This window comes from Mycobacterium sp. (assembly GCF_035603715.1).
In the GTDB taxonomy this organism is placed as follows: Bacteria; Actinomycetota; Actinomycetes; order Mycobacteriales; family Mycobacteriaceae; genus Mycobacterium.
In genome coordinates this window covers 1-9903 of record NZ_DATNJW010000354.1, presented here as the reverse complement: position 1 = coordinate 9903, position 9903 = coordinate 1, and the positions used below count along the sequence as shown (strand labels likewise).

Below are 9903 nucleotides of genomic sequence, written 5' to 3'. Positions count from 1 at the left end.
CTCGGCGTGCAGCGCCCTCCACCGCGTCAGATCCGGCTGACGCTGCCGGCCAATTACGCCCCGCCAACCGCTCGCCCGTCGACCCGTCTCAAACTTAGGGCGACAGCGGTTGGAAGCAGAACACGTGAATGACTACGCGCGCACCGATCGAGTACAACAGCAAAACATTTATCTATATATCGAATTAGATCATTAGCGTGTTTAAGCACGTTGCTGACGAGTCCGGCAACGGCAGGTGGGTACCGATCAGCAGCGGGTCGCGCCCTACTACGAAGCCATTGCCGACGCGATCAAGAGCTTGGAGCAAGGTGCCGACCGCAACTCGCGACAAAGGGATCGCCGTGCCGCCACGAAGGTCATAGTGTGCTCTCGTGGACGGTGGGTCCGAGGAAAACCGCCCCCGATCGCGGGGCGCCGGCTGGCCCTCTGACGAGGACGAGGCGCGCGAAAGGTTGTTGGCGGCAGCAGATGCCTGCTACGCAGAGAAAGGACCTGTGCGCACCCGGATGAGCGACATCGCCCGGCGCGCAGGGGTGCACCGGTCGACGGTGTACTACTACTTCGCGAACAAGGACACATTGCTGGCCGCCTCCTTCGTGCGGGTCCTCGCCGCGACCGCGGAGGCCGTTGACCAATGCTGGCAGACTGACGACCCCTTTGTGACTCAGCTAGTCGCTGCATGTCTGCGGGGCACCGACATCGCACGCAGCTCGCCGATAATGCGATCGCTGATGGAGGAACATCAAGCCCTCGGTGTCGCTTACCACGCCGCCGAACAGTCCGAGTTGTGGCGAGCCAAACTCGCCGACACCCTCGTCCGGCGGCTCGAGGCAGCTGCTGCGGCCGGCGAGATTCGCTGCGACCTTTCGGCCGACACCGTCGCCCGCTGGATCGTCCGGGTCAACTTCAGCCTCATTGCTGAGCCGGGCAGGCCCGAAGACGGCGGCGACGAGGGCTTGCTGCGCAACTTGCTCCTCGCCTCGCTGAATCCGTGCGCGCAGCGTGGCCGACGGGCGTCGACCGATGTTGACTGAGCGATTCAACACCGACGAGCCCGGCGGCAGCTACATTTCTCTAGCGGCCGCGATGGCAGACCTGACCGGGGGTGGGCTCATGCAAAAAAAGTTCTTCAGCGCAGCAGTTGCCGTTCTGGTCGCGGCGGGAGCTGCAGCGTGCTCATCGCCAGCCGCGTCACCACCGCCGGGCGAGATACCCCCAGGAACCGCCAGGGTGGCGATCAACGACCGGGCTCTGCCGGCGGTGAACGTCGTGAAGTGCATGCCGATCAGGTCGCTGACGACGATCAATGCCGGCACTGCGGAAGCAGGCCTCACAGCTCAGATCTCCAACGAAGCTGGGCTTGTGGCCAAAACGATCAGCATCAACGACATGGGCGGTTTCACCGGGAGATACATGAGCGAGCTCGAGGGCAAAGCCAACGTAAGTATGGCGGGCCAGACGTACATCATGCGTGGTACCGCCGACGGATTCGACACTGCGAACCCCAGCGTGAGGACCACGAGGACCTTCGCGATTGAGGTCTCCTGCTAGCGACCTGTCGAGACGGCAGGACCGATCGGCATTCGCGGGAGTCGCCCCGATAGCGCGGTAGTGGCCTGAGCAAAAGGGTGTCCAGGCCGGACGGAAATGCGTAATATATCTGACTGATTCGATCGCCCGAAAGCAAAGCCGAAGCCAAGGCAGTAGTAGGTCGAGCGGGCTTCGGCAGTCCACCACCGGTGACCGCCCCGCGGTGTTCGCCAAGGAGAGACGATATGCCCTATCAGCCGCTGACCCTGCCGGCCTTGGTGGTCGCCGCCAGCACCATGCTGTGCGGTCCTTTCGCACATGCGGATGGTGACAACAACACTCTGATTCCCAACAACAAGCGACTCAACGACGGCGTCGTCGCCAACGTTTACACCGTGCAGCATCAGGCGGGTTGCACCAACGACGTCAGAAACAACAAGCAGTTGCAGCTCGCTGCGCAGCGCCACACCCACGATGTGCTTACCAACCGCAACCTCGACGCCGACACCGGTTCCGACGGCTCGACCCCACAGGACCGCGCCAACGCAGCCGGCTTCCGCGGTCAGGTTGCCGAAACAATCGCAATAAACCAATCCATTGCGATTAGCGGCAACGACCTGATCAATCGGTGGTACTACAACCCCGCCTACATGGCCATCATGTCCAACTGCGCCAACTCGCAGATGGGTGTGTGGTCGGAAAACAGCCCAGATCGCACCGTGGTGGTGGCGGTCTACGGCCAGCCCCCGCAACCAGGTCCAAACGGCACGGGCGGTTCGCCGTCGCCCCTGGCCGCCGGACTAAGCCCGGGGCAGAACCTTCCGCCCGATCCCACCCCCGACTACGACGCCAGTGACGAGTTGGAGTTCGGCATCAACTGGTATCCCTGGATTCTGCGCGGCGTCTACCCGCCGCCCGCTACTCCGCCGCAATAGTAATTGGTCCGACGTGGGGCGGGCGGGGCGTCCCTGCGCGCACCAGACCGAAGCGACGCCATGGTGTCAGCTTAGAAGACGATCGTCACGCAAAAGAGATGCTGGCCAAGGCTTTTGGCCTTGACCAGCTCTTCCTCTGTGGAGCTGCCGGGAATCGAACCCGACGCTCTGCCAGGCAAAATGCATTCTGGACTGCTGTTTCGTTACGTCTCGTTCCCGTTCAGTCCCGCTCGTTACTTGCGGATTCGCTTTCGAGGCTTGACGGCGTCAAGAGTGGTCGCCAGTACTCGTGCGCCTCGCGCCACACGGTCGACGCTCCACCTTTCCGGCCGAAATCAGAAGCTCAGGGCGATGCCGACAGCGGCGTTTTGTTCTAGCGTGCCGAGGATATAGCCGTATTTTGTGGCCACTGTGATGAAGTCCGCCAGTTCATCAGGCGTCGGCGGCTGCATAGCGCCGGGCCGGGCGATCTCTTGGAAGAATCGCCCGAGCCGCGCGGCGGTGATAACTAGCTCTACCGCCGGCTCGTCGGACACGTTGCGGTGCGCGTGCAGGATGCCAGCTGGGATGTGCACATAATCCCCCGCGTTAACGTCACACCATTGCAACCCGCTTTCGCTTTCGCTCAGCACCTGCTGGGTGCCCGACAGGATAAAGAAGTCCTCGGCATCGTCGTGGCTGTGCAGCGGGACTGTAACGCCGGGCGGCACCACGCCCCGCATCACCCAGAAATCGGCTCCGGGATCATCTGGACCACTGACGAATTCAACGGTTGGCCCGAACACATCCAACGCCGTGTAGGAGGTGCCTTCGGCGATCTGGCGCAGCACCGTGCTGCGGGGTTGGCCAGGTGGCATGTTAGCGAATTCCTTCTCTCTGGAGTTTCTTCCGATTGCGTTTCGACTCGGGTCCGAGTCGCGGCTGTCTCCTTGGGTTTACAGATGAGATACTCGATCTTGCTATGATTCAGATATTGAATATAGGCACCATATATCCAATTTGTCGAGGGGCGCAGATGCAAGCCGAATCAGCCAAAACGGCCGAGAAGACCGCGCGGCGATATCACTCCCCGCGACGCGCCCAGGCGGCCACTGAAACCCGCGCCGCCATCCTGGCGGCGGCCAAACGGCTGTTCGTTGAATGGGGCTACGGCAAGGTGACTGTCAACGACATCGCCACGGAAGCCGCACTGGCCGTGCCCACCGTCTACGCCTGTGCTGGCGGCAAATCGGCCATCCTGTCGACCATCATCGACGAAGCCATCCGCGATCCCATTGTCGAGGAGACCTTATCGGCGATCCGCCAATCCAGCGCGGCACACGATGTCATCGGAGTAATCGCGCACGGTACGCGCGTCGACAACGAGCGCTACCGCGACATCGTGCAAGTCATGAAGTCCGCCGCGACTTTCGACGAATCTGCCACCGCGATCCTCGTCGAGTCCGATCGCCGGTACCGCAGGGCGTTGTCGCACGTCGGCCGGCGGTTGCGCGACCTGGACGCACTCAAATCCGGTCTCACCCCAAAGCGAACCACTGACACGTTGTGGTTTTACTTTGGACGCGAAGCCTGGCACTTGTTGGTGGCCGACCGGCACTGGTCGTGGAATGACGCCGAGGAATGGCTCAGCCAGCAGGCCACCTCGGCACTGCTCAAACATCAATGAATCCCGGGACACCCTTGACCGCCATTGGGGGCCCCAGCAATCAACCCGCCCATCGAGGCCGACGAAAAAGGGCCGCATCTCTGCGGCCCTTTTTGTGGAGCTGCCGGGAATCGAACCCGGGTCCTACGGCATTCCCTCAAGACTTCTCCGTGCGCAGTTCGCTATGCCTCTACTCGGATCTCCCGGTCACGCGAACAAGCCGAGATGACGATCCCAGTCGCTGTTTGATGTCCCCACGGGCCCCGCGACCGAACCCGTAGGTTTGTCCCTCTAGATGACGCCAGGGTCCGGGCCGAGGGCTCTCCCGGTCTGACGGACTAGCTGTCGCTTAGGCAGCGAGAGCGTAGTCGCGCTGTGTTGAAACGGCGCTTAATTGGTTGCATCGACGCTTACGGTGGTCTCTTGCCTGCACCGGCACGCTTCCCTTGATTCGATGCGCGAAGTCGAAACCGTTCAGCCCCTCGCACCCCTGCCGACTTTCGGCAAGACAATTCATAGTACGCGCTTTTCAACGGCAGGTCAGGGACCATTCATCCCGGTTCAGATCACAAAATTGACATGCTCGATGACGCGCGAACCGACTGTTGTGTCGCCGCCGAGTTCGACATCGGCCGTGTCGTCGGTGCGCCCGCCGGCCAACCGGGTGAACAGCAGGCCGTCCAAGCGGATGGTCGTGGTCGGGTCTGACCCTCCGAAGTCGTCCACCACCCGTGCACGACCGTCGACGGCGACATGGATGGTCCGCGCCATCGGCCCGGTCAATTCGATCGCGACTCGCGATCCTTCGGGCGCCTTACCGAGTTTGCCGACCACATAGCCCATCGTCGCGGCGATCTCGTCCACCGACTGACGGGCCTCCGGGCCGCTCAGTTCCGCGTCGGACGGCGGCAGGCCTACGCCGTCGCGGATGTCCTGCTCGTGCATCCAACAGTCGAAAAGCCGCACTCGCATGAATCGCCCGAAACTCTCCAGACCAACCGGTGTCGGCGTCGGTGCGTTCCAGTCGTCGACGGACATGTCATTCAAACGCTTCCGCCGATCGGCGGTAATCGAACGGAACCGCTCGTGCAGCGCTGCTCCAGATTCGGTACTGAGGTGACGAACCCAGGCTTCGTTGGCCACTCCGACGTCGTTGCGCACATGGTCCAGCGCCGAGGTGTCGAAATCAGCGTCCGGTGAACTCAGACCCTGCAGCACGGATTCAGTGCCCACGATGTGGGCGACCACGTTGTGCACACACCAGCCCGGAAGCGGCGTCGGCGTTTGCCATTGCTGTTCAGACAACCCGCCGAGCAACGCATCCAAGCTGTCCCAGGTGCCGAATAGACCCGACAACACGTCGGACTTGTCGAGAACGGTAACGCTGCCCATGTCGCCTGATGCTAGACCGTGGTCACGCAGCAGCGATCATGCTTACCGATACCGCCGCCAGCGCCATGCCGATGGCCTGCCAGCGCGTTAATCGCTCGCGCAACACGATGATCGCCAGGATGACCGTGGTCGCCGGGTAGAGCGAGATCAAGATGCTGGCCAGCGACAGCATCCATTTCTGGATCGCCAGCAGCATGCTCACGTTCGCGCACGTGTCGAGCAGCGCCGCTGCCGCCGCCAGCCGTAACGGTGTGCTGGACGGAAGCTGGAAATTCTTGCTCACCGCCGCCACCGCCAATACCAGCAGGGTCGCCGCGGCCCGGGCAAAGAACAGCGGCCACATCCGGCACACCACCGGAGCCTGGTGCAGCAGCACGAAGTCGAGCCCGAACGCCACGCCCGATCCGACTGTCAGCCAAGCGACCTTGCTGGTGAACTTGTGCGTGCGGACATCCTCGTCATCCGGCGACTCGCGACTGACCAGAATCACCGCCAAGATCGCCAACACCACGCCGATCGACGCCGTCTCGCCGGGTCGCTCGCCGAGTGCCACGCCGACGGCGACCGGCACGGCCGCGTTGAGTACCGCGGCCAGCGGGGAGACCACCGAGATCGGTCCGGCGCTCACGGCCGCATAGAACCAGTACACGCCGATCGCTTGACTGATTCCGTAGAGCGAACCCCACAGCACGGCGCCGGGATGGATTGGCCCACCGGCGGTGACGGCCAGCATGCCGAGCAGCAGCGTGGCGAGCGGGTAAGTCACCAGCATGATGCGCAGCGCAGCCGCGCGCCGGGACGCTACACCCCCGACGAAATCACTGACGCCATAGCTGATTGCAGAAAGCTGGGCGTAGGCCGCCCCGATCAGCTCATGCCCTTGGTTCGCCTGCCCAACTCGCGAATCACTTCGCGCTGGGCGTCACGCTTGGCCATGTCCTGCCGCTTGTCGTGTGCTTGCTTACCGCGCGCTAATGCAAGCTCCACCTTGACTTTTCCTTCGGAGAAATACAGCGACAACGGAACGAGCGCGAGGTTACCATCCTTGATTTTGCCGATGAGTACATCGATTTGGCGCCTGTGCAGAAGTAGTTTCCGGTTGCGGCGCGGTTCGTGGTTGGTCCAGCTGCCGTGGTGATACTCCGGAATGTGCAGGTTACGCAGCCAGACTTCGCCGTCGTCGACGGTCGCGTACGCGTCGGCCAACGACGCCTTACCGTCCCGCAGGCTTTTAACTTCAGTGCCGAGCAAAACCACCCCGGTCTCGTACACATCCAAGATCGAGTAGTTGTGTCGGGCCTTGCGATTGGTCGCCAGGATCTGCCGGCCCGGCGCAGATTTGTTCGGCGACTTCTTGGCCACCGCTACCGCCGCACGTACAGGCGCAACGTTGCGTACGACGTGACCCCGGCCATCGCGACGCCGACCAACAGCAGCAGCGGCGAGATGTAAAGGATGTCGGCGTAGTCGACCTTGGCGATCAGGTGAGCTTGATAGAACTGACGTAACGCACTGTCCAGGAACAGCGCTCGCACCACCAGCAGCCCGATGATGGCGATGAGCACACCTGCCGTCGCCGCCACAATGGCCTCGACCAGGAACGGCAGTTGGGTATACCAGCGGGTGGCGCCGACCAACCGCATGATGCCAACCTCGGTGCGCCGCGTATAGGCCGCGACCTGAACCATGTTGGCGATCAACAGAATTGCCCCGACCGCCTGAACCGACGCAACCGCGAAGGCAGCGCTGGACAGGCCGTCCAGCACGGCAAAGAGCCGGTCGATCAGCTCCTTCTGGTTGAGCACATGGTCGACTCCGGGCTGGCCCTGCATCGCCGCGTCGAATTCCGCGTGCTGCTCCGGGTTTTCGAGCTTGACGACGAACGACGCCGGGAAAGCGTCTTTGCTTGCCAGATCCTTGAACTGCGGGATTTTGCGAATGGCGTCGTTGTAGGCGTCCTGGCGATTGAGGAACCGCACCGACTTGACGTCGTTGCGCTTCTCGATTTTCTCGCGTAGCGCCTTACATGGCGCGCTCTCACAGTTGGCGTCGTCGGCCGAAATGTCGTTGGTGAGGAAGACCTGCGTCTCGACCCTATCCAGGTAGATGGCCTTCGAGTTGTCGGCCAACCGGAGCACTAGCAGACCGCCGCCGAGCAGGCCGAGCGAGATTGCGGTGGTCAGAATCATCGCGACCGTCATGGTGATATTGCGACGAAGACCGGTCAGGACCTCGTTGAAAAGAAATCTAAAGCGCACTTAACGGTCCATCCCGTACACGCCGCGCTGTTCGTCTCGCACCAACCGGCCCAGCGACAGCTCCACGACGCGCTGCCGCATCGAGTCGACGATGTGGTGGTCGTGAGTGGCCATCAACACGGTGGTGCCGGTGCGGTTGATCCGCTCGAGCAAATCCATGATGTCGTTGCTGGTCTCCGGGTCCAGGTTGCCGGTGGGCTCGTCGGCGATCAGGACCAGCGGCCGGTTGACGAACGCGCGGGCAATGGCCACCCGCTGCTGCTCCCCGCCGGAGAGTTCGTGCGGCAGCCGGCTGGCCTTGCCGGACAGCCCCACCATCTCCAGCACGTCGGGTGTCACCCGGTTGATCACGTCAGGATGCTTCCCGATCACCTCGAGCGCGAACGCGACGTTCTCGAACACCGTCTTCTGCTGCAGCAGCCGGAAATCCTGGAAGACGCAGCCGATCACCTGGCGCAGCTTCGGGATGTGCCGCCCGGGCAACGTGTTGACGTGAAACTTCGAAACCCGGACATCGCCTTTGGTTGGCGTCTCGGCCCCCAGCAGCAGCCGCATGAACGTCGACTTGCCCGAACCGGACGGGCCGATCAGGAAGACGAATTCACCCTTGTCGATCTTGACGTCGACGTTGTCCAGCGCAGGGCGGGCGGACGACTTGTACTGCTTGGTGACATGGTCGAGGGTGATCATCACGGGTCGCCAGTGTAACCGTGAATTTCGGGTGCCCGGCTGACGCGGCGCGCTGCGGAGGCAGGACGCGTCATCCGGGCAGCCCTGGCAGGGGCGGCAGCTGTGGCAGCCCGAATGCGGGCGCCGGGGCCGGCTCCGGGCCGGGCGGAGCAGTGGTGGGAGTCGTCGTACCGGGACCGAACGGTGGCGGCAGCACAGGCAACTGAATCAGCGGTGGCGGTGTTGTCGTCGTCGGAGGCTTGGTCGGCGGTGTCGTGGTCGGAACCGTGGTGGTGGGCGTTTCGGACGTCGGCGACTGCACCCGGGTGCGCGGCACCCAGGTGTAGTTCGGGTCGGGAACATAGCCGGGCGGCACGACCTGCGGCACCACCGGTGACGGCGGGTGCGGCCGGTAAGTGGTGTAGGCCCACCAGGTAAGGAAAAACGCGATGATCAACACCAGCGTCGACGTCCGGACGCGTCCGCCGAAGATGTAGCCAGGCCAGTGCCGGTCCGCATCGCGGCCGTGATTTTCGAGAACGTTGAGTGTGAGCTTCATCAGCGCTGAACCGGATCGTGGGATTTTTCGTACTCTTCCTGCTCGGCGGCTGCCGCCTCGACACCTGGGCCGTCGACGACGCCGACCTTCGCATCGGCCGCGGTCACGATGCCCGCGTGGGCCAGCGCCCGGATAACCAGGACCCGTAGCTGACGGCCGGCTTCGAACTGCTTGCCGGGCAGTGTGCGGGCCACCATCCGCAGGGTGACGGTATCGACTTGAATGCTTTCCACGCCCATCAAGGTGGGCGCATCCAACAACAACTCGCCTAGCGCCGGGGTCTCCAGCGCGTGCTCGCACTCGTGGCGCAGTACCTCGCTGACCCGGTTGAGGTCGACGTTGGTCGAGACCGGGATGTCGATGACGGCGCGTGCCCAGTCCTTGGACTGGTTGATCGCCTGGACGATCTGGCCGTTCGGGATGGTCAACACCTCGCCATTCGGGGAACGCAGCCTGGTCACCCGCAACGTCACATTCTCGACTGTGCCGGTGGCTTCGGTCGTCGACACCACGGTCAGCGTGACCAAGTCACCGAAGCCGTACTGCTTCTCGACGATGATGAAGAACCCCGCCAACAGATCCCTGACCACCTGCTGAGCGCCAAAACCAAGCGCGGCACCGATCACAGTCGCCGGCGCAACCCAACCCTTGACAGAGAAGTCGAGGACATCGGCGATCTGGACGATCCCCCAGATCGCGATGAGGACGATGGACACCCATTGGACGACCGACGCCAATGCCTGCCGGTGCTTGCTCGCCTCCGACCGCACCAGCGCATCGCTCTCGACGAAACGTTCGTCGAGTTGCCGGGCGATTTGGTCGGCGACCCAGGTGACGAATCGGACCGCCAATATGACGACGATCACCAGCATGATCACCCGCAGACCGCGGGTGATGATCCATACACCGATTTCG

Annotated in this window: 12 protein-coding genes and 1 other RNA gene; 4 read left to right on the top strand and 9 right to left on the bottom strand. The window is 63.0% G+C overall.

From position 1 onward, the window contains the following. Positions 1–371 precede the first annotated feature (371 nt). From VN856_RS14770 to VN856_RS14760, 3 genes are all read left to right on the top strand, one after another. Positions 372–1034 (top strand): TetR/AcrR family transcriptional regulator, encoded by a 663-nt coding sequence (locus tag VN856_RS14770; protein WP_325690263.1) that lies wholly within the window; start codon positions 372–374, stop codon positions 1032–1034. After that, positions 1024–1551 (top strand): lipoprotein LpqH, encoded by a 528-nt coding sequence (locus tag VN856_RS14765; RefSeq protein WP_325690261.1) that lies wholly within the window; start codon positions 1024–1026, stop codon positions 1549–1551. The genes VN856_RS14770 and VN856_RS14765 overlap by 11 nt, the downstream gene beginning before the upstream one ends. A gap of 224 nt (positions 1552–1775) precedes the next feature. After that, entirely contained in the window at positions 1776–2465 is a 690-nt protein-coding gene (locus tag VN856_RS14760; RefSeq protein WP_414686961.1) for a CAP domain-containing protein, read from the top strand. A 335-nt stretch (positions 2466–2800) separates the two neighbouring features. On the opposite strand, the gene VN856_RS14755 is transcribed toward VN856_RS14760, so the two are convergent. Then, positions 2801–3295: a cupin domain-containing protein gene (locus tag VN856_RS14755; RefSeq protein ID WP_325690259.1), complete on the bottom strand. Its 495-nt coding sequence runs from the start codon at positions 3293–3295 to the stop codon at positions 2801–2803. A 185-nt stretch (positions 3296–3480) separates the two neighbouring features. On the opposite strand from VN856_RS14755, the gene VN856_RS14750 reads away from it, so the two are divergent. After that, on the top strand, positions 3481–4131 hold the full coding sequence (locus tag VN856_RS14750) for a helix-turn-helix domain-containing protein (RefSeq protein ID WP_325690256.1): 651 nt from the start codon (positions 3481–3483) through the stop codon (positions 4129–4131). Between the two features lie 92 nt (positions 4132–4223). Here the strand turns inward: VN856_RS14750 and ssrA are convergent. The 8 genes from ssrA to VN856_RS14710 form a co-directional block, all read right to left on the bottom strand. Further along, positions 4224–4592, bottom strand: a transfer-messenger RNA (tmRNA) gene (gene ssrA, locus VN856_RS14745). Between the two features lie 79 nt (positions 4593–4671). Beyond that, positions 4672–5502 carry a maleylpyruvate isomerase family mycothiol-dependent enzyme gene (locus VN856_RS14740; protein WP_325690254.1) on the bottom strand — a complete coding sequence of 277 codons (831 nt, stop codon included), beginning with the start codon at positions 5500–5502 and terminating at the stop codon, positions 4672–4674. A 22-nt stretch (positions 5503–5524) separates the two neighbouring features. Continuing rightward, entirely contained in the window at positions 5525–6373 is an 849-nt protein-coding gene (locus VN856_RS14735; RefSeq protein ID WP_325690267.1) for an EamA family transporter, read from the bottom strand. Further along, positions 6370–6864 (bottom strand): SsrA-binding protein SmpB, encoded by a 495-nt coding sequence (gene smpB, locus VN856_RS14730; RefSeq protein ID WP_325690252.1) that lies wholly within the window; start codon positions 6862–6864, stop codon positions 6370–6372. The genes VN856_RS14735 and smpB overlap by 4 nt, the downstream gene beginning before the upstream one ends. A gap of 2 nt (positions 6865–6866) precedes the next feature. Beyond that, complete coding sequence (gene ftsX, locus VN856_RS14725) at positions 6867–7760, bottom strand: permease-like cell division protein FtsX (protein WP_325690250.1); 894 nt, start codon at positions 7758–7760, stop codon at positions 6867–6869. After that, complete coding sequence (gene ftsE, locus VN856_RS14720; protein WP_325690265.1) at positions 7761–8450, bottom strand: cell division ATP-binding protein FtsE; 690 nt, start codon at positions 8448–8450, stop codon at positions 7761–7763. It abuts the gene before it with no gap. Positions 8451–8520: 70 nt separating this feature from the next. Next, positions 8521–8988 carry a hypothetical protein gene (locus VN856_RS14715; RefSeq protein WP_325690248.1) on the bottom strand — a complete coding sequence of 156 codons (468 nt, stop codon included), beginning with the start codon at positions 8986–8988 and terminating at the stop codon, positions 8521–8523. Continuing rightward, positions 8988–9903, bottom strand: a 916-nt coding sequence (locus VN856_RS14710) for a mechanosensitive ion channel family protein (RefSeq protein WP_325690246.1), incomplete at its 5' end; no start/stop codon positions are given. The genes VN856_RS14710 and VN856_RS14715, both read right to left, overlap by 1 nt.